The 21,167-nt window shown below is 40.0% G+C and carries 12 protein-coding genes; 1 reads left to right on the forward strand and 11 read right to left on the reverse strand.

All coding sequences use genetic code 11. From position 1 onward, the window contains the following. Positions 1-105: 105 nt before the first annotated feature. The 11 genes from L877_RS0109120 to hisD all read right to left on the reverse strand — a co-directional run bounded on the left by L877_RS0109120 (position 106) and on the right by hisD (position 20,498). Positions 106-5,280: a hypothetical protein gene (locus L877_RS0109120; protein WP_026835805.1), complete on the reverse strand. Its 5,175-nt coding sequence runs from the start codon at positions 5,278-5,280 to the stop codon at positions 106-108. After that, complete coding sequence (locus L877_RS0109125) at positions 5,270-7,636, reverse strand: hypothetical protein (RefSeq protein WP_026835806.1); 2,367 nt, start codon at positions 7,634-7,636, stop codon at positions 5,270-5,272. Before L877_RS0109125 ends, L877_RS0109120 begins: the two co-directional genes overlap by 11 nt. Before the next feature lie 7 nt (positions 7,637-7,643). Then, on the reverse strand, positions 7,644-11,327 hold the full coding sequence (locus L877_RS0109130; RefSeq protein WP_026835807.1) for a hypothetical protein: 3,684 nt from the start codon (positions 11,325-11,327) through the stop codon (positions 7,644-7,646). A 78-nt stretch (positions 11,328-11,405) separates the two neighbouring features. Then, the gene (locus L877_RS0109135) at positions 11,406-13,787 is read right to left on the reverse strand and encodes a hypothetical protein (RefSeq protein ID WP_026835808.1); all 2,382 of its coding nucleotides are present in this window, start codon (positions 13,785-13,787) and stop codon (positions 11,406-11,408) included. A 291-nt stretch (positions 13,788-14,078) separates the two neighbouring features. Continuing rightward, positions 14,079-15,425: an NADP-specific glutamate dehydrogenase gene (gdhA, locus tag L877_RS0109140; RefSeq protein ID WP_026835809.1), complete on the reverse strand. Its 1,347-nt coding sequence runs from the start codon at positions 15,423-15,425 to the stop codon at positions 14,079-14,081. A 179-nt stretch (positions 15,426-15,604) separates the two neighbouring features. Continuing rightward, the gene (locus L877_RS0109145; RefSeq protein ID WP_026835810.1) at positions 15,605-16,075 is read right to left on the reverse strand and encodes a CYTH domain-containing protein; all 471 of its coding nucleotides are present in this window, start codon (positions 16,073-16,075) and stop codon (positions 15,605-15,607) included. A gap of 21 nt (positions 16,076-16,096) precedes the next feature. Continuing rightward, on the reverse strand, positions 16,097-17,140 hold the full coding sequence (gene lepB / locus L877_RS14305; RefSeq protein WP_207637255.1) for a signal peptidase I: 1,044 nt from the start codon (positions 17,138-17,140) through the stop codon (positions 16,097-16,099). An 8-nt stretch (positions 17,141-17,148) separates the two neighbouring features. Next, complete coding sequence (gene ylqF / locus L877_RS0109160; RefSeq protein WP_026835811.1) at positions 17,149-17,997, reverse strand: ribosome biogenesis GTPase YlqF; 849 nt, start codon at positions 17,995-17,997, stop codon at positions 17,149-17,151. Positions 17,998-18,001: 4 nt separating this feature from the next. Next, positions 18,002-18,616, reverse strand: a complete 615-nt coding sequence (gene lepB, locus L877_RS12855; protein ID WP_051437783.1) for a signal peptidase I — start codon at positions 18,614-18,616, stop codon at positions 18,002-18,004. Positions 18,617-18,732: 116 nt separating this feature from the next. Next, positions 18,733-19,080, reverse strand: coding sequence for a 50S ribosomal protein L19 (gene rplS, locus L877_RS0109170; protein ID WP_026835812.1), 348 nt, complete (start codon positions 19,078-19,080; stop codon positions 18,733-18,735). A 128-nt stretch (positions 19,081-19,208) separates the two neighbouring features. Further along, a complete protein-coding gene (gene hisD, locus L877_RS0109175) occupies positions 19,209-20,498 on the reverse strand; it encodes a histidinol dehydrogenase (protein ID WP_034785510.1) in 1,290 nt (429 codons plus the stop codon). 134 nt (positions 20,499-20,632) lie between these two features. On the opposite strand from hisD, the gene L877_RS0109180 reads away from it, so the two are divergent. Then, complete coding sequence (locus L877_RS0109180) at positions 20,633-21,166, forward strand: peptidylprolyl isomerase (protein WP_026835814.1); 534 nt, start codon at positions 20,633-20,635, stop codon at positions 21,164-21,166. Position 21,167: the final 1 nt, after the last annotated feature.

Consider the following 21,167-nt stretch of genomic DNA (forward strand, 5'->3'; position numbering starts at 1 on the left):
TATATAACTAGACAAAAAACACTGTCATGTGGAGCCTTCTCCGCTTGGCAGTGTTTTTATTGTTATATATATAATACACTATTAAATAAACTCAAATTATAAACGTCAATCTTTTGAACACCACAAATCTGCAAGTTCATTTGTACTCCTTGTATAACCGCCGGTTATCTCAGCTGATTTTTTAACTTTGCCATCCTCTCTTTGGGCGAACATATAAATTCTGTTATCTACTGTGAAGTGATCATCGTCAAATTTTATTGCTCCGTCATTTAACTCCGCCGGCATATCATTGTCGCATTGCATAACATACTCCCAAGGATATTTGTTGTTAACAGCTGATGATGCGCCTTGGGCATCATTATAAGGAACTCTGTCACAACATGCAAATGCAAAACTTGTTATCCTAGAGCTGAAGTAATCGCCTGGATTCGAGGAAAGAATACGTCTGGTATCCTTGCCTTGACGCTTATTGTAATTGTCCACTGCGAACTTCGTTGTGTAATACATATATATTGGTGGACCGTTAGTACCGCTGTTAAGATCCACATTACCTACCGGCGTATAGTATATCTGATATTTTTCTGTTATTATTCCATCCGAATGATATGGCTCATCAACTGTACATACCACATCATAGATGGCATCCTTAAGTTGGTTTTCTTTCTCCGCATCCTTTGCTGCTTTGGTATTCTTCTCATCTATCTTGGACTGATTGAGATTAAGTCCTCTGTAACCGAAGTATACAGCATCACCGCCGACATTACTATTTAGGTCAATGTCACAGAATTCAGTACAACCTTTTTCCAAAAGCTTTAAAAGTGCTGCCTTACGGTTATTCCCTTTGCCTAGTCGAAGCTTGGAGAAGTACTGTTTTCTGTCGTGTTCATACGCCGCATGAATGAATGTATCGATGGATGTATTTCCGTACATTTCCGCTTGACCCGATTTACTATCCGTTTTATTCACACTCAGTGCTGTTGCTTCTCCCGAAACAAAAACTTCTTCACTAGCAGATAAGGATGTTATAGGTTTACCTGGAATAGCACCGGCATTATACGTATAGTATAAAAAGTATTTTGTTGAACTATTTGCTTTAACCGGGGTGGAGTTGCTTGCACAGTAATAATCCATTCCTTCAACTTTGATTACCTCTGGAACCACCTTTTTATTGGACTCAAAGAGAAGTATGCCCTTAATGGCATCCCCTTCCTTATCTGTTCTTGCAACGCTTATGTAGGCTGCCGGACGATCAGTTTCTTCCTCAGGTTTTACCTCTGCTCTTGGTACATAATCATCATCATCTTCATCATCTTTATTTTCTATTCTATTGTACCATGCGGTACTCTGTGAACCGCATATATTGACCGGGATTACTTCATCCGAAGCCTGTGAGGAGGCAGTGATAAGTGCCTGATAATCCACCTGCTTGCTAAACTCTTCCAGTGTATCTTCGTCATCCGTTCCGGCATCATCCCAGGAGCAGGCACCCACGAAGATACGAGAGATGTACTTTTTCTTAACCGGTGTACGATTAGTGTATATATAGAAAGGTGATGATGCATTATGCGAATTATCGCGAGGATCAACGTATTTTGGATAAGCAATATTGAAAGGCTTGGTTTCATAAGGACGGTTCATATCCTGTATGGATGCAAACTGTCCACTCGGAGTACTTCCTCCAAGAGTCGTCTCTCCATTCATATTCGCAACAATCTTACCTTCTAAAATCTGCCCCTGATGTGAACTACTTGAGATTACTACATCATCAAGCGTTAATGGCTCCTGTCCATCCACATATCCACTTACATAGAGACCCGTGGCAAGGAACGGCATTTGTTTAAAACCGTATGGATAATCTCCTGGAAGGTCTGTTATATAGCCCTTGGCAGGCTCATCACTTGACCCCCACAGACCATTGATACTCATATATGCGTTCTCAGGACCGATTCCCCTGATGGCCAAATTATCCGCATGGACACGCTGAGTGACCATGGTAGCAGCAGTATAACTGACAGAATGGTCTGCCGCCGCTGCATACTTGCCACTTGGATAACTTAGTGCTTTCTGCATATTGTAGGGAAGGGATTTGTAGTACAATGATCCCCTCAGAGCAGCAACATTATAGATAGCTCTATATGGATTGTAGCTCCAGGTATATCCGATATTAAGGTGTTTCTGGTCTCCGTCTGCGGCTCCGCCTACATAGAAATACGAGGATGCCAGATTCAGATCATACATTTTCGAATTAGGTATTGTTTTCATATGATTAAGCAGGTCAGTGTAAGGAGATTCAGGTTCATTATATGTATTAAATTCTGACTCCGCATCGGCACCAAATGAAAAATATATTCCTGATAAATATTTGGTTCCACTTGTGAATTTCTCCGCAGGTTCATAGTACAGATACCGCTCGCCCCAGTCAGACCAGCTCTCATCATCATTTAAGATAGTTCCGGTGTATATGGAACGGTAGTAACGATAACCAGGTGTGCCGCCGTGTCCTGTTTCATATTTCGAGTTAATAATAGCATTATCATATCTGGAGGTATCAAAGTTGTAAGGCAATCCACTGAAGGTTGTTACAGGTTCCCAGCCAGGCTGCACCTGGTTGAAACTGCTTAGCAGATGGAGCCTTCCCACTTCAATAGGTGTACCCGCCTTTTTACTCTTCGTAATATACAGACCATCTAAATCTGCTGGATAACTCGAGTCCTCCGATGCATCATCAGCAGGATAACCTAGAGTTCCCGAACAGCCGTAACTGATTTCGCCAAATGAAACCGCTGACTTTCCGGTAAAGGTTCCAACTCTGATATCCCTTATGGCCTTGTTAGGATCTGTTGTCACCTTGTAACCGATATAGGTATACTGATTCCTGTCCATTCCCTTGCTAAATGCATCCCTGAATGAATAATCCCTGTCCTTAACGTGAGGACTAAGTTCCTGATCCCACACGTAGAATCCACCCACAGTGATCTTTGCCTTTGCCTTTGCCGGTGTATCGGCTGATTTGACAATAATATCAGAATAATACTTCTTCGGTTCTGTAGTTGCATTGTTGGTGGATGTATTAATTGTAGTATTATTGATTATGCCGGTACCTTCTTTAAGTGAATCCACAGTGTGGTAGTAAATATATATTCCATTAACTCCATCTTTCTTGGCAAACTGGTTACAGTTACCTGGTGATATCTCGCCGAAGAAGTTAACTGATTCAAATCCTTTATGATGACTTGCATCCCCATAAGCAACATGGAACATTTGGCCGTTCTTATCTTCAACTATAGGACTTCCGATTCTCTCATCCTTGGATGCAAACATGCATATCCAGCCGCTTTGTCCCATATACGCATTTAGATCGGCTTTGCCCTTGTCCTTTCCTTTGTACGGCCCTTCAGACCTTTCAGAATAGGTTGAATTTGTTTTTATTATGTCATATTTTGCCTGAATGGAACCTCTGGCTGTCTCAACAACATCCACAACCGCATCAGGTATCTCTGAATATTCTTTTGGATCATTACGATGAATTAGGTAGTCAACTAATTTACCGATATAGTAGAATACCGTTACTATTAAAAGAGCTATCCCAAGCGGGCCTGCAATATACGTGCCTAGCACGCTGGAAAAAGATATCATCGCCGATGCTACACTTGCAGCCGACATCGCAGCACCTACAAGTCCAAGTTTTACAAACAGACATCCAATAGCTGTAACCAGTCCTGCTATGACAAGCTTACTGGTAAGGATTACCACAACCGTAAGAGCCGCACTAGCAATACCCGCCCATTTTAAGAATTCCTCAAATTTCTGAGCAGTTGTTTCAGGTTCTTCATAATCAATTGTAGCGCTGGAAGAATTCTCTCTGATAGCATCAGAAGTAAAAGCAACCTTTTGGTTCATAATATCGGGATCAGCATTTGTCCAGATTGAGAATGAATCCTCATTCATGAGTTTCATAAGGTTCTCCTTTGCTTTGGATGTAAGCTCCTCCGCAACATCATTGTGCTTATTTTCGCCTATATGAGAAACCACCGTTGTTATACCCGCTATCTTAATCATAGAGCACTCAGCTTCACTAAGGGATGCGATAAGAGGATATAATTGCTTAAGGTCAACGGATTCACTTGTCTTTTCACCTATGTTGAGCATCCATTCTCCTAAAGGCATTTCTTCATTCGCCTTATATTCATTCAACTTATTATAACTCATCACAAAGGTTGCACTGATATCATTTTCCTGAATAGAATCAGACTCTTCAACGGCCTCTTCAACATTTTCAACATCCTTTGGTACTTCATCTGAGATTTTAACTGAATCACTGTCAGAAGCCACATCAGAAGGATTTTGACCTTTAAATACAATATCTTTCTCGTCGGAACCCGCCATCTGGTTAACCTCAGCAACAAGCTTATCTTCGTTGTATTCTGCCTCAGCTTTATTATACTCGTTGGCAAAGTTCTGCAACTGGGCGAATATAAGAGATGCCGTATCCTGATAACGTTTGTTCAATTCCTCCTGTTCTTCCTCACTCAGATAATCCCAGTTATCAATACTTTCCCATAATTCATTTTCACAAAGCCTCTCTGCCCAGTTGATGGTTACTTCCTCATCCTCATCGTCATCATACTCATTTTTATAAGGTGTCATTCCCGCTGAGAGATAGTTAATGATAACACTTACAATTCCGGAACAAGATGTTACGATTACTTTTGCAAAGAAGTCACGGTTTGACTTGCCTTGAACTAAGTAATCCCCTAGCTTCATGTTTCCTGCCTCCGGAACATTTATCATATTCAATCCTTCATATGCCTGAAGTGCCATCGGGCTTCCCTTCTCATAATAATCAATAAACTCTTCCGTTGCCGCTTGAAATGCATCTGCTGCAGCATAATTGGACTTCTCATATTTTTCTTTTAATTCCTTATAATCTTTAATCTCATATCCATGATCCATGGCAAGAAGTCCCATCTTGCGGATTGCTTTTTTGGGGTCTGTTGTGGTTTTATAACCCATGAATACATATCTTTCCGTGTCAGTCCCCATATTCAGGTCAGTATTCACTAGCGTATAACCCGCTGCACGGCATTCGTTTCTTGCATCATCTTCGCTTCCAGAAGGTGCCATGAAGATACGCACATCCTCAAGATATCGAACTGGTTCTTCTTGAGCCATCATACCCTCCATGGCAGACAGAGGGTTCTCCACAACTAAACATAATGAAAGAAAACAAGCAATCATGGTTTTTAAAAATTTTACAATTCGTTTCTTTTTATGCATCATAATGTACCCCCCTTTGCCTTCTTTTTCTATAAATAAATATTCCTATGATAGATAACAACCCTATTCCCGCAAGTAACAGTAAAACTGCGATACTTCCATTGCTGAATATTGATGCGGTAACTACCATAGCTACATCAACATCTTTTTTGTCTTTGAGAGAACGAAATCCTTCATCCATATTAATGTATTTAAAATGAAATGTACTCATCTGTTTCGCCATCCTGACACTGCTTCCTGACGTTGTACCAAGGTTCACACATGAATCTTTGTATAGACCGGCATCAATTATACGCGCTGTTGCACTTGGACTTTTCTCTAGACAGACATTTCTCATGGAATCGTCCTCATCACAGATATTGTCTCGAATTTTCATCAGTCCTTTAAGAGTCAGATCATACCTTGCATCTACGAACACTCCGCCACCGCTTTCCACTGCCCTGTTGCCAGTGATTTCAGTATTGGATAGCGCCACGCAGTCATCTACAACCATGATGGCTCCACCGTCTTCCGATGCCTTGTTATTGCGGAATATACAGCGATCAAACAGAACCGCTCCGTCCTTCGGGTTATCCCTTATGTATGCAGAACCGCCATTTTCCGCCTCGTTGTCGGTAAATGTGCAGTTTCTTGCAGTGAGTAGAGTTCCTGCGTGATCAGTGTCAAGATCGAGGGCGATATAGATGACACCACCGTCATCGTGAGCTTTATTTCCAGAGAATATAACATTATTTAGTGTAACTCTTCCCCTTTGGGAGCTTATGGCACCACCATCGTCCTCACTGTAACAATCCTCTATACGTGCATTCTTAATTGTTATCGATCCACCGTTCATATGTATCCCACCACCGCTGCAGTCAAGACTACTATCTACAGCTTGGCAAGCGTATATACGTCCACCGGTCATTGTGAAGGTACCCTTTTCCTGAAGTAGCGCCCCACCATCTTCATTGGATATACAATCATAAATAGTACCGCCCTCGAAGAATACATGACCGCCCTCATTGTGTATTCCTCCACCTGTATTGGTACTTGCACCTCCTGTTATTACTCCACCCTTAACCCCGTCGAAGCCCTTGCTCTTAGGATTAGAATCTTTTATAGTAAGACGTCCGTTCTTTTTTACTAAAAATACTCCACCGTGCTTTATCATCTTATGCTCGCGGTTGCGATTGATACAATGACCATTCAAGTCAACCGTTACGTCCACTTCATCTTTTACTTTAAGTTCGTCGTCGATAATCCAGTCTCCGCCCAGAGTAAGAACGACTCTGTAACCCTGACCATATGAAATCGCATTTGACCAAGCATCACTTACTCCGTCAAAAACCACTTCTTTGACAAGTTTTTCGGAAAAGTTATATACTTCTACCGTTGAACGAACATTGTTATTAATTACTTCCTTACTTTTTACAAGCATTACCTCTGATGCATCTGGGTCATCACTTATAACATATTTATCAGAAATATATGTAAAATAATAACTTCCAGCAACAGAATTGTATTCACCATATCCTGTTGTAAGTTTGGTTACGATTTCTGGAAGCGATAGTACTATAAGTGACCCCTTGTTTAATTTTCCTGTGACTTTCATTGTCTTAAATTCAGAGAATTCGATTCCATTATCAGAATTCTGTCCTATCACATTCTCCTTTACCTTGGTACGTCCTCCTGCAAAAGTAATCTGTCCACCGTCACTGTATATACCGCCTCCGGCTTTTATTGCCTCATTATTAAGAATGCTTGTGGTGCCAAGTTCCACCTCTGCATTCTTTTCCAAATATATCCCACCGCCGTATTTTGCTTTATTCAGTTTGACGATGCCGGCGGACAATTTAAGAATAGCCTTTGACTCCACATAAAATGCGCCACCTTTTGGTGCAAATCCTCCACTTATCCTTCCGGTACTTTCCTCACTTGAATCCTCTATAGTGAGTCTTGATTTTTCACCCAAATGAAAGACACTGCCGTCATCAGTTATACTCTTGAGACCGCGTTCTATGGTAAATCCGTTGAGGTCAATGATAACACTTTTCTTAGGTTCAAGAGTTAATGGTCCATCATCCTTTGATGCAACGATATCCGATGTCAAGGTTATCTTATAATTATAATTGATAATATCCGAATCATCTTTCTCGTCGGCATCTTCGTCAACAACCTCTTTTTCATCTTCTGATTCCGCAACGAGCTCCTGAAGCGACTTCCAGGAATCCACTTCAATATCCTGATCTATAACGACCTTATTTTTTGCTGCTGCTTTAGTAACGGGAACCTGAATACCGGACAAGGTTGTCGATACCGTAACAGCCAAAACGGTTATCCATAGGATATATATTTGTCTAAGAAAAATATTCTTCATCACGGTATCACCTCACTTGCTTTCTTTTCCTCTTTCTGGAAAATACAAAACCTCCTGCGAAAAACATAATTATTATTACACTTCCAAAATAAACTACCATTCTTCCCCCCGAGAACAGGGATGCAGTTGTACCGGCAGTTTTTTCCGCCTGCCAAATTGCATATAGCAATATAACATCATTTTTTACTGTAGTCAGGTTTTTAAGCTTTCCACTCTTAACCGGGAAGCTCTCACCCGATCCGTCTGCTTTTGTATTCCAACCAATCTGTACATATCCCGCTCTCTTAAAATGCGTTGTCGGAATGGAGAATGTATTATCGTATTTGGCTGTTCTCGTTGACATTGTTCCAGACACGTCTTTGCTGTCAGTTTCAGAATCCCCATTCGGCATAAAACCGATAGAATAGCTAATCGGATTAGTCGATGCAGTAACAGTCACATTGTCACCAACAAATGTAAATGAATAATTACCTGTCTTAGCGTCCTTGTTCAGCAATCCCGAACCACTTGTACAACTGTAGCTCTTTATAACATATCCGACTGGTAAATCAAATTCCTCAAGCTTAACTGTATCTCCCTCAAATCCTGAAGCGGTCAGCACTTCTGTCAAATCATCTTTGTGCTTTAAAAGTACATTTACGCGCAGCGGGAAGATAAACCGAAGAGTTATCTTCTTTTTTAACTCTAAGCTGAGATTTGGCCCATACCGATATGTCAGCTCGTATGTGCTAGGGTGATTTCGTCCAAGATTACTATATATTGGAATTTTTAATTTATTCGAAGTATATCTTATTAAACCATAAGTATCATTTTCTGGAAAAGATAGATTCTTAAGTCCGATGGAAACGTTTGTACCAATATCCCAGGCTACCCCATACTGGTCTACAGCATTGACTGTAATCCAGCTAGTATCTTCTTTGGAAGGGTCCACCTCTCTCCTGTGGTCAGCCTCTATATTTTCCGGATAAGGAAACCTTGAAGTTGGTATCTGTATCCAGTTGTCCGCTACTCCACTACTCTTGGTATTTCCCCAACATTCCCTGCATATATGATAATTTCTTACATTTATTCCATTTACTTTTATTTTGACATCTGCTTCCCATCTTCTGAATATCAAACCACCGCCAAAATCTGCATAGATATTGATTCGACTAGGAAACTCCGTTCCACAATCCAAAGTCTTGGTATAGACATCATCTGATTCGTCAAGATATTGCTTGATACCATAATCCGCCCAGTATCGCGCCTCTCTGCCCTTGCCGCATTCGGCTCTAGTCCAGATATCACATCCGGCACCATCCCAGTCGTCAGCATCATTAGTGACCCTGACTTCTATATCAAGTCTGTATCCGCCTGATGAAGCACGAAGCAACTTCTTTGGTTTCGCTTCGGACAGTGCATCATCGGGATCGATGCGATAGTCATCTGAGTCCACAGTAAAGTGTGAGTCGATAGGATCACCGTTATAATCCGAATAATCCTTCGTCAGATTAACAATCTTGCCCGGTGGTGTAATTCCTATCATGGAATCTGTTCCAAGCTTTCCCTTAATAAGGAGCGGTTTGAATGTCTCAAATGTAATATTGTCAGGAGTATCTACTCTCATATTATCGAGTATAATTATTTTACCGCCTTCAAGTATTATCTGACCACCATCAGAATCTACATAGATTCCTCCGCCTTTATCTCCACTTGAATTGCACTCTATAGTAGTATCCTTTATTTTCATATCCTTTTTTTTCATATATATTGCGCCTCCATTTTTTTCGGAAGCATTGTGATCAAAACGGCATTTATCTAGACTCACTTCTTCTTCAGCATATATGCCGCCTCCTGATTTTCCTGCTCGGTTACATGAAAATGTCACGTTTTTCATTGCTATTTTCGCATATGAATCCAGATACATACCGCCGCCTGATTCCGATGAAATGTTATTTATGAAAGATGCCCCGGATATATTCATTTTTGTTGCTTCATTTGCACTATAGTGTATTCCTGCTCCATAATTTGCAGTATTATTCTCAAACACACAGTTGTCCGAAATAGTAATATCTGAAGCTTTAGATTTGTCAGAAATATAATCAACACGTATAGCTCCGCCGTTTTGTTTGGCGCTATTTCCGGTAAATGTACATTTGTTCATGGATACAACTGACTGATATATATGCATTCCACCGCCATTTTTGGCACCTATATTTTGGTCAAAGGTAACAGAATCAAGTTTTACCTTAGAACCTATGCGAAGCAATAATCCGGCTGCATCTCCTTCGTTATGAATCACGTTATTGCGGATGATGGAGTCGCTTATATTAAGATTTGAATTTTCGCAATAGATTCCTCCACCTTCGTGAGAACTATTATTCTCAATGGTACATTCTTTAATGGTGGCAGTTGAACCATGCTTGATATACAAACATCCTCCACTACCATCCCATACCCTCCTCATCATTCCATTCGTCTTATACTGCGGAGAAGACTGTCCGTTTGCATCCATCACAGAGTCTTTCAAAACCAGATTACTTTTTTCGACTGCATAGAAAACTCCGCCGTACTCACTGTAGTTCTCCGTGAAAGTCACATTGGAAATATAACAGGTTCCTCCGTCTATACGGATTGCTCCACCTCTTTTACCACGACCATCCATGATGACGCCTTCGGTTTTATCTCCCGTATTTCTAATTGAAAGTATTGTTTCCTTACCTATGTATATAACCTGACCGTCGTTCTCCAGGGAATTACTTCCATTGAAGTCATTTTTCCACTCACGATAGAGTCTGTAACCATTAAGATCAATAGAATATTCTTTGCCATCAGTAAGAGACAGCCTTTCTGTAAGAGCGATATCTCCAGCAAGAGTTGCCTCACCTTCGGTCTCAAGAAGCACCTTAAGTGAATCCTCACTCATTGCCTCGCCCTTTTCATAAAATGTTTCAAAATACAATGATAGTTTAGTACCATTTTCTTCTTTATTGATGAGCATGGCCTGGGTAAGAGTTGTATATTCATCTGGCTTATCATTACGAGGTTCACTACATTCGTCAAGATATATATCAAATTTCGTTATACCCTCTTTAGTAAGAATGAATTTCGTGCCGGAAGCCACGACATCTCCGATTTCCAACTCACTTACGTTTAAACCGGAACCTTTCTTGATCTTTTTCTTGCCATCTTTTATCTTGAAAGTCTCAAAGTATATATAGCCGGTTCCATATTCGCTGCCAACTTCAATTACGCGAAGTTGCTGATTGGCCTTATACTGCTTACTTCCCATTGTATTATGAAGATTGGCTATCTTCTCAAGGCCACCGTCCTTGTCCTGTATATAACACTCTACATTGTCATTCTTGACTTCATGTTTATCGCTGAACTCATTAGTTATGATACAACCAGTCATAATTTTATCGCCTATTTCCAGTTCAGATGCCCATACCTGCGTTCTGTATGTAACAGGTACATGACCCAATTTTGATGATGGAGTTTCTTGGGGTACATCTTTAGTCTTTTCAGCTGATTCGCTTTCATTTATATCTTCAACAGATGTTTTATCGGATTCTGTAGTTTTGTTTTCATCCTGACCATCAGCCTCTGATGTTGTCTCTGCCACCGCATACCTATACTGAGACGTAGATAGAGTTAGTGTGATGACAAATATCATCACGATGGCAATCTTTGATCTAAAGGATTTCTTCATAAGCGTTCACTCCTCATCTCATATAGTACTTATACAATTTAATATTTTGAACAATTAGTATTCTGTTTTATTACGCTGCTAAGCGACTTCGATTTTCTTCTTTCTTCTCTTTGATGAAATCACAATACATGCGCCCAAAATGCCACCGAAGACAATTCCAACTCCAACAGCAAGAGCGAGACTTCCTTTGGAGAACACAGAACCTGTCATCTCAGCAACGGTTCTCTTATCAGTCTTGAACCATACAAAGTATCCTTTCATTGTGTCATTAAAATCATATTGTTCACTATTGAGGTTGAATGGAGTCTTCTCACCAAACATATGAATTCCGGTGCTGTAGTCATCAGACGGCGCTTTGGCAGTCTTGGTTCCGGTTACAATCTTAAGCGAGTCTGCAAGGATTGGCGCAGCATCTTTGTACTTTACAGTATAGAGTGCAAGCCATTGTTTTCCAACATCACCATTTAAGTCTGCAAAATCTCCCATTGCATCATAGTGTGCTTTAAAAAGGTCATTCCAGTCTGAATCCGGGGTTCTATCATGCATTTTTTTTCGGTTTGATTGAACTGCTTGATAGTAAGCTGTCTCATTCTTTTTTAATATTTTTTCACCTCGTTCGTTTACCATGGTGATATTCATTTCTTCAACCATGTACTTCGGAATTGTTGAATAATCTATACAATTATAATAATCCATCAGATCCCTGATGGTGAAATATATTGAAACTACTGCTGCTACGGCAGCTGCAATCAAAAGGGTTCTCGATGCAACTGCAAAAGCATCCCCGAAAAAGCTTTGGTTTGCGGCATCGAAATATTCTTGTTCAACATAATGACCAATTCCTGAGTCTGGTGATGCAACAATTTCTGCATCAGCTAAAATATTATCCACGCTTGTACGTACCGAAGTAACCGCCATTACTCCTAAAGCAGTAGCCAAACACAGTGCTCCGGTTATAGAATACATCACTATAGTTATATCACTAAACTTTAAAGAACCGTTTCCATCTTTTTCGGCATTCTCAGCTGCCTTCTGTCTTAATGCTGCGTTGGTAAGACCTACACCACCTTTTTCATAGATTTCCCTGTTTATCCCGTCATAGACAGAAGCAGTCTCCATTTCTTTTTCATTTATGATTGAATATCCTTCTTCCCCCGTCATTGCAATAGATATCAAATCCATCATTGTCAAAAACTCCAATCCCGAAATCTGTCCCGGAGATAAGGATGCCGCCATAGGATACAGTTCTCTGATGCCATCCTTGCCGGATATTTCTGATTCCTTTTTGCTGAAGAACTCAAGAAGAGTACCATCATCATAATCGGTATTATTTAAATATTCATATATTGCTAACGCTTGAGCCTGATTGGCCACATCTAAACTATCTGCCAACCCCTCTGTCTCTTTGTTTGCCAATTCATCAATATTCTCTTCAATCTCATCCCTATTATCTTCTACCCGAAAGATGACGGAGCGAAATGCACTCCATTTCTTTTTGATAGCCTGAGCTGTATCGTAATACTTTTTATCAAGTTCTCTGTCGATATCTTCCTGTGATGAAATAGAAGGATTATTTTTTTCAATATTCTCGCGAAGTGAAGCCAGATTATTATTGTCCATTCTGATTGTCCAGGAATCCTTTGAGGTGTCTGTTGCCCTCGATAATAATAATTCCATGGTAAAAATAGCCTGTGCATTTCCCTGCATAAGAATTGTCAGGATATCGGCATGTTTTTTCTTTTCAGAGTCAGAAAGCTTATTATATTCATCATCACCCATCTCATATTTTGTTTTATTTAAGAGCAGGTCACCCAAAGGCTGTCCACCCGTGTCATCATCTGTCAATTTGTTCAGCATGCAACGCATATAATTGGCACGAATGTGATTCAACGTTTTAGCGGGTTTTTTATAATTCTTGCGATACTCTTCAATAGTCGTAATGAACTTATCCACAAAAGGCTTGATGCTTGACTCCATCGTCCTTTCCATGAGAAGATTATACTCTTGTACATCATAACCACCCTTCATGTTCATTACCGCTATATCCGTAATGGCTTTACTCGGATCCTTGGTCGTCTTATATCCCAAATAAACACGCATATCATTCGGACCTTTTTTCAACAATCCGCCACCGCCAGCATCAACATTCAAGTCAGCGTAGCCATTTCCATCCTCGTCATCGCCATTTGGGCCACGTAACACCGTATAGCCTTCGGCCTCCAAGTCACGTACCCCGTTATCTTTACCATCCGAATCTCTATCGTTATCATAATCATAGTCATAAGCAACCTTAAGGTCACTTATATACAGATTTCCATCCGGATTGGTATATCCACCCTTTTCCGTAGTTGTCTCCGATGGTGATTTGGCATTGATTGTATTAACATTGATAAGAGATGTAACGGTAGCTATGACTAGAGCCATTGTTGTTGCAACACTTCTTCTAATATATCTCTTCATAAGCTTTCACACTCCTTGACTATATGTAAAAATGTTCCATTTTTAGTTTCTTAAATTAATATACCACACTAAGGGTGACAAAAAGGGGACAAATATGATAAAAACCATAGAATTCAGATATAAAAAAAAGGAGATAGGATAACCTATCTCCCTAAATATTTTGATTTGATTTGAAACGCATATTGCTAGTCTTACTCACGTCGTTCGTAAGACAATAAACGCATAGCGCTGGTCTTACTCACGTCGTTCGTAAGACAATTATTTTCAAAAGAATTTCTATTTAATTTAGAATTAGCAAATTCCCTGTGCTGTCATAGCCTCGGCAACTTTCTCAAATCCAGCGATATTAGCACCTACTACATAGTTCTTCTCGAAACCATATTTCTTTGATGCATCATCACATGCATGGAAAATGTTAACCATGATATTCTTAAGTTTAGAATCTACTTCATCAAATGTCCAGCTAAGTCTCTCGCTGTTCTGTGACATCTCAAGAGCTGAAGTAGCAACTCCACCAGCATTAGAAGCCTTACCAGGAGCGAACAATACGCCATTCTCCTGAAGATACTCAGTAGCCTCAAGTGTTGTAGGCATGTTAGCACCCTCTGCTACGGCGATTACGCCATTTGCAACAAGTGCCTTTGCGTCGTCAAGATTAAGCTCATTCTGTGTAGCACATGGAAGAGCGATATCAACCTTGATAATCCACTGGTTGTTCTGCTCTTTAGCCTTATCATGATACTCTGCTGAACTTCTTGCAGCAGCATACTCTGTAAGACGTGCACGCTTAACTTCCTTAACTTCCTTAAGAAGCTCTACATCGATTCCTTCTGGATCATAAATCCAACCTGTTGAATCAGAAACTGTAACAACCTTAGCACCAAGCTGCTGAGCTTTCTGTGTAGCATAGATAGCAACGTTTCCTGAACCACTGATAGCAACAGTCTTACCTGCGATATCAATGCCGTTACACTTCAACATTTCCTCTGTATAGTAAAGAAGACCATAACCAGTAGCTTCTGTTCTTGCAAGTGAACCACCATATGTAAGTCCCTTACCTGTCAATACACCTTCATACAAGTTGCGAATTCTCTTGTACTGACCGAACATATAACCGATTTCACGACCACCTACACCGATATCTCCAGCTGGTACGTCAGTATCAGCACCGATGTGACGACATAACTCTGTCATGAAACTCTGACAAAATGCCATAACTTCGCGATCTGATTTGCCCTTAGGATCAAAATCAGAACCACCTTTTCCTCCACCAATTGGAAGTCCAGTAAGAGAGTTCTTGAAAATCTGCTCAAATCCAAGGAACTTAATGATTCCAAGGTTTACAGATGGATGGAAACGAAGACCACCCTTGTAAGGTCCGATAGCACTGTTGAACTGAACACGGTATCCAGTGTTAACCTGTACCTGTCCCTTATCATCTACCCAAGGTACTCTAAACTTAATCTGTCTCTCTGGGTTTGTAAGACGCTCAAGTAATGCATCTTTGCGGAACTTCTCCTCATTTTGCTCAATAACTGGACGAAGTGACTCAAGCACTTCCTTTGCAGCCTGATGGAACTCAGGTTCAGCAGGGTTTTTCTCAACCAACTGCTCTAAAACCTCATCAACGTATGACATATTTCATTCCTCCTTAAATCTAAATTCATAAATGTCAAACATAGTTGATTATTCAACACATAAAAACATTATATAATAAATTTAAATAAAGTACAAGGTTTTTTTTATAAAGTTTATGATTTTTTTTCTTTATTTTCTTAAACGCATGGGAAATATTCCGAAAACCAATCTTTTTTTCATTATTTAAACGGATTCTTGGATATATAACTATTGGTATATCGTATATCTCCGCTTACATTCTCGCCAAACCACACAGGGGGCACAAATTCCTCTGCTGCTTTTATTGACTCAAATTCTACTTCCGCAAATATCAATCCCTCATTATTCCCCTTAAAAATATCAAGCTCAATCTTGTGATTAGCGTAAGGAATCACGTAGCGCTCTTTCTCAATGATAAAACCATCTACTTTTGACTTGAGATGCTCATAAGAAGAAAGCGTCAATGGAAGCTCTACCTCCTCATTGACGCATGTATTCGTATCTTCTGAGGCACTCATATGGTTCTTATATGTAAGGATATACTCGTCGTCTAATCTTCTGATTCTGACCACAGGATTATCGCACAAATATCCCTGCTCGATAACACGCTTGGAATATTTTTCTAAATCCTCGGGAATATCCTTTACAAGATACTTTCTTTCAATCTCCATGTATGTCACCTCGATTTATTATTATCTAATTGTCTCAAAATCTTTGAATGGTAATACTCTCAACCAAGCCTTACCAACTATCTTGTCTTTCTTAATCAGGCCAACGTCTTCACTTCTGCTGTCTTTGCTCTCCTTGCGATTGTCGCCTAATACAAAGTACTGATCCGGTCCAAGCTTGAGCTCATCCTTGGCAATACCTGCATTGCTGAGTTTTCCTTTGCCAAACTCGTCAAAGATTGCTCTGCCATTGACGTAAATCTTGTTGCTTTTAATCTGAACTGTCTCTCCGGGCAGTCCGATAACACGCTTAATATACTTGACATCATCTTTATAATTAAAGACTATTACATCAAAACGCTCTGGTTTTCCACTGATATAAGAAACCTTTTCGATGAGAATTTCATCTGAATCCTCTAGAGTTGGCGACATTGATGTACCACTTACCATTGTATGGTTTATGACGAAGGTATTGAGCAAAAAAGCTATACCAAATGCCAATCCAGCACATACAACAATACTTATAATAATCTTCTTAATACCGCCTGGCCTCTCGTTATAAGATATCTTTTCCTTCTTTTCTTTGGCCTTTTTCTCCTTTTTAGGTTTAACCTCTGACTTAGGTTTGTCTTCTGACTTAGGCTTATTCTCTATTACCGGAGAAACCTTGAGCGATTCAGCCTTCTTAGGCTCTTCCTTTACCGGCTCAACTTTTGTGGGCTTAATCTTTTGGGGTTCAGCTGGCTTAACAAGAGTAGGTGCCAATGCAGGCTTTGGTGCAGGTTCTGCCTTGGGTGCAGGCGCCGGTTCTGGCTTTTTTACAGGTTCTACCTTGGGTGCAGGCGCCGGTTCTGGCTTTGGCACCGGTGCAGCCTTTGGCGCAGATGCTTTACTCTCCTTTAAAACAGGGAATGGCTCAACTTTTCCTGCAACTTTTTTTTGACTATTATCAAGTTCTTTATCAAAGACTGAATCATCTGATATAAATTCTGGGTGATCCGAGAGCAAACTCTCGACAAATCTCAAGTTGTCTTCAATATCAGAACTTAGGATCTTATTGTCGTCCATATCTTTCCTCAACTTTCTTGTGGGCGCTCAACAGTAATTCTTCCAAGTTTTGTATGTCTAAACTCATCTAGAATCGTTGCCGCTGCTTTTTCATAATCAATCTCGTTTCCTTTTTTTACAAAATTCCTATTCTCCGCTATTTTCATAAGTATATCTGACGCTTCGCCTATTTCCTCAACGGAATATTTTTCTTTTAATGTTCCAGGATATGTCTCTCTGACAAAGTCAATAAAGTCAAGAGAAATCTCCACACGTTGAAGAAGTTCTTCCTTGATTGAACCGATAAATGCCAAGCGAAGGCCAACAGTCTGATCTTCAAACTTAGGCCAGAGGATCCCCGGAGTGTCAAGGAGTTCCACGCTCTTGTTAATTCGGACCCACTGTTTACCCTTGGTTACACCTGGTTTGTTACCGGTTTTAGTACATGCTTTACCGGAAAAACTGTTGATAAATGTCGACTTTCCAACATTTGGAATTCCAACTATCATAGCTCTGACGGGTCTGTTGAGTATGCCGCGTTTTCTGTCGCGCTCTATCTTTTCCTTGCACGCAGACTGAATTAGGGAATTTACGATCTTTAATTCATTGCGCTTTGTTGAATTGACTGCATGCACAAAAAACCCCTGATTCTCATAGTACTTCTTCCACTGAGCAGTAACTTTTTCATCAGCCATATCTGCTTTGTTTAACAGAAGAATTCTTGACTTGTTTTTCGCAATGTCGTCAATATCTGGATTCTTGCTGCTCATAGGGCATCTCGCATCTACAAGCTCGATTACAACATCAATCAGCTTGATATCTTCTCTCATCCCTCTAACAGCTTTGGTCATATGACCAGGATACCATTGAAAATGCATAAAATCACTTGGCAGTTTCTGCCGTCCCTTCCTTAACCGGTCCCTTAACAAGGGAAAATGGTTTAATCTTAAATATTACTCTACCTACAATCCTTCCTTTCTTGACCATGCCAAAAGACGCATTTCTACTATCTTCAATATCCGTCCTTGAATCACATAAAACAAAGTATTCATCATCTCCGATAGTTATCTCATCTTCTGCCACCCCACCGGTAGTCAGTTCAGGAAATTCATATTCTTCTTTGTACTCTTTGTCATTTATATATATCTTACCATTATTTATCTTGATTTTCTCACCGGGCAAGCCTATAATGCGTCGAAAAATAATCAGCGATTCTTTGTCGCCCACACTACTTGATCCTTCATCGTAAAAGGCAATAATATCATTTCTTGACGGTGATAATACGAGATATGCTTTGGTATTTATAAGGACATCTTCGCCATTATAGAGCGTATTCTCCATGGCTGCCCCTATCGTACTTGTTCTGATAAGGCAAAATCTGACAACAAAATAAGCTAATGCAACAACGACAATAATCATAATACTCCAGCTCATAATTGACTTGAGAATTCGTCTTCTTCGCCTTGCCTTAATCTCTTCTTCATAATTTAAATTCATATTACAGATTACCTCATAATACAAAATCGTGTATGCTATGACTAGTGATAAGTGATAACACACACGATTCTATCATTCGTCTCTATGAGACGCCTTGATTCAATCTTTGTCTTGGATTACTTTACCAATTCTTTAACCTTAGCAGCCTTACCAACACGATCACGAAGGTAGTTAAGCTTAGCACGACGTACTTTACCAAGTCTAACAACTTCAATCTTCTCAACGATTGGTGAGTGAAGTGGCCAAGTCTTCTCAACGCCGATTCCATTAGAATTCTTACGTACTGTAAATGTCTCACGGTTGCTACCGCCCTGACGCTTCAATACTGTACCCTCGAATACCTGGATTCTCTCTCTTGTTCCCTCGATAACCTTTGATGAAACACGTACTGTGTCACCAACGTGAAACTCAGGAATCTCAGCCTTCATCTGCTCTGCTTCGATCTTTCTGATAATATCGTTCATTTTTGTTCCTCCTAAATCTTTGGATGTTCTTAATGTTTACAATTAGTAGCCTAGCTACCCATCAGAGGACCATCTATAATCACAACATTTGAATTATAACATATAAACATATATCTCGTCAAGCAAAATTATTTTTCAAATCTAACAGCAATAGAATTTGCATGAGCTGTCAGCCCTTCGGCATTTGCAAAGGTTATGATATCTTCATGTATAGGCTCCAATCCTTCTCTCGAATAAGCTATGAGACTTGTTTTCTTGATAAAATCATCAACATTCAGTGGTGAGAAGAATTTGGCAGTTCCATTAGTTGGAAGTACATGATTTGGACCAGCCATATAATCTCCTAGCGGCTCACTGCTGTACTCTCCGAGAAAAATAGCCCCTGCGTTCTTTACTCTTGTCATCGTATCAAATGGATTTGCCGTTAGGATCTCCAAGTGCTCTGATGCAATCTCATTAACCACATCAATAGCATCTTCCATATTCTTAGCTACAAGCATGAATCCATAATTATCTAAGGATTGTTTGATGATATCAGCTCTGCTGAGAACTTTCAAAAATCCTTCAATCTCCTCTCCAACCTTGTCAGCCAACTCTTCACTTGTCGTCACAAGGATAGATGAAGCAAGCACATCATGTTCTGCTTGTGAGAGAAGATCTGCCGCCACATATCTTGGATTAGCTGTCTCATCGGCCAACACAAGAATCTCACTAGGACCGGCAATTGAATCAATGCTAACGTGTCCATATACCGATTTCTTGGCAAGAGCAACATATATATTACCAGGTCCTGTTATCTTATCAACTTTCTTAATTGTCTCAGTTCCATAAGCAAGTGCAGCTATAGCTTGTGCTCCACCAAACTTATATATCTCATCTGCACCGGCTAGCTTTGCTGCAACTATAGTATTGGGATTAACTTCTCCCCCAACAGCAGGCGTCATCATAACTATTCTCTTGACGCCGGCAACTTTTGCTGGAACAATATTCATCAATACACTTGATGGATAAGCGGCTGTTCCTCCCGGAACATATACACCAACATTTTCAATCGGAGTAAATCTCTGACCAACAATAGAACCGTCCGGTTTTGTGTCAATCCAAGTATTTCTCATCTGTTTTTGGTGGAAATCTTCTATATTCTTAATTGATTTTTTCATAGCATCGAGGAGTTTATCATCCACATGCGCGAATGCAGCATCGATCTCCTCATTGCTAACTTTCATGTTATCAACATTAACTTCGAATTTGTCAAACTTTTTGGTGTACTCAAACAACGCCTTGTCACCATGTGCCTTAACATCTTCCACAATATCCTTTACTGTGCTCTGATATTCATCATAATTGTTAGGGCTTCTCTTCAAAAGCGTCTCTAAAATGTCATCAATTGTAGATTTATCTACTAACACTTTATTCACTTTGCATTCCTCCTTTGTCCTTCGATAACCACGATTATAGCATAATCCCCGATATATTGCAAATGCAATCTTTACATTTTGTCAATAATCCATTATAATATTTATATTATTTTATTATCGAAAGGAAAATTATTATGTCAGACAAGAAAAATCCGATTGTAACATTTGAAATCAATTCTGGAAAAACTATCAAAGCTGAGCTTTATCCAGAAATTGCACCTAACACAGTTAACAACTTTATCTCACTTGTTAGCAAGGGTTACTATGATGGCCTTATCTTCCACCGTGTAATCGAAAACTTTATGATTCAAGGTGGATGCCCAGATGGAAATGGTATGGGTGGCCCTGGTTACTCAATCAAAGGCGAATTTGCTATTAACGGTTTTGAGAATAATCTTAATCACACAGCAGGAGTTCTCTCTATGGCTCGCTCAATGATGCCTGATTCCGCTGGTTCTCAGTTCTTCATCATGCACAAGGATTCACCACATCTCGATGGTCAGTATGCAGCTTTTGGAAAAGTTGTAGAGGGACAAGATGTAGTTGATGAAATTGCAACAACTGATACTGATATGAGTGACAGACCACTTAAAGATGTTATCATGACAAAGGTTACAGTTGATACATTTGGAGAGGATTATCCAGAACCTGAAAAAGCTGGATTCTAAA

Origin of the sequence: Eubacterium xylanophilum ATCC 35991 (assembly GCF_000518685.1) — a bacterium.
In the GTDB taxonomy this organism is placed as follows: domain Bacteria; phylum Bacillota; class Clostridia; order Lachnospirales; family Lachnospiraceae; genus Eubacterium_F; species Eubacterium_F xylanophilum.

Coding starts and splice junctions, on each gene's coding strand:
- ylqF (WP_026835811.1), bottom strand. CDS start 17,997: ATGCATTTTCAATGGTATCCTGGTCATATGACCAAAGCTGTTAGAGGG.
- L877_RS0109120 (WP_026835805.1), bottom strand. CDS start 5,280: ATGATGCATAAAAAGAAACGAATTGTAAAATTTTTAAAAACCATGATT.
- lepB (WP_207637255.1), bottom strand. CDS start 17,140: ATGGACGACAATAAGATCCTAAGTTCTGATATTGAAGACAACTTGAGA.
- L877_RS0109145 (WP_026835810.1), bottom strand. CDS start 16,075: ATGGAGATTGAAAGAAAGTATCTTGTAAAGGATATTCCCGAGGATTTA.
- L877_RS0109135 (WP_026835808.1), bottom strand. CDS start 13,787: ATGAAGAGATATATTAGAAGAAGTGTTGCAACAACAATGGCTCTAGTC.
- L877_RS0109180 (WP_026835814.1), top strand. CDS start 20,633: ATGTCAGACAAGAAAAATCCGATTGTAACATTTGAAATCAATTCTGGA.
- rplS (WP_026835812.1), bottom strand. CDS start 19,080: ATGAACGATATTATCAGAAAGATCGAAGCAGAGCAGATGAAGGCTGAG.
- L877_RS0109130 (WP_026835807.1), bottom strand. CDS start 11,327: ATGAAGAAATCCTTTAGATCAAAGATTGCCATCGTGATGATATTTGTC.
- gdhA (WP_026835809.1), bottom strand. CDS start 15,425: ATGTCATACGTTGATGAGGTTTTAGAGCAGTTGGTTGAGAAAAACCCT.
- lepB (WP_051437783.1), bottom strand. CDS start 18,616: ATGAATTTAAATTATGAAGAAGAGATTAAGGCAAGGCGAAGAAGACGA.
- L877_RS0109125 (WP_026835806.1), bottom strand. CDS start 7,636: ATGAAGAATATTTTTCTTAGACAAATATATATCCTATGGATAACCGTT.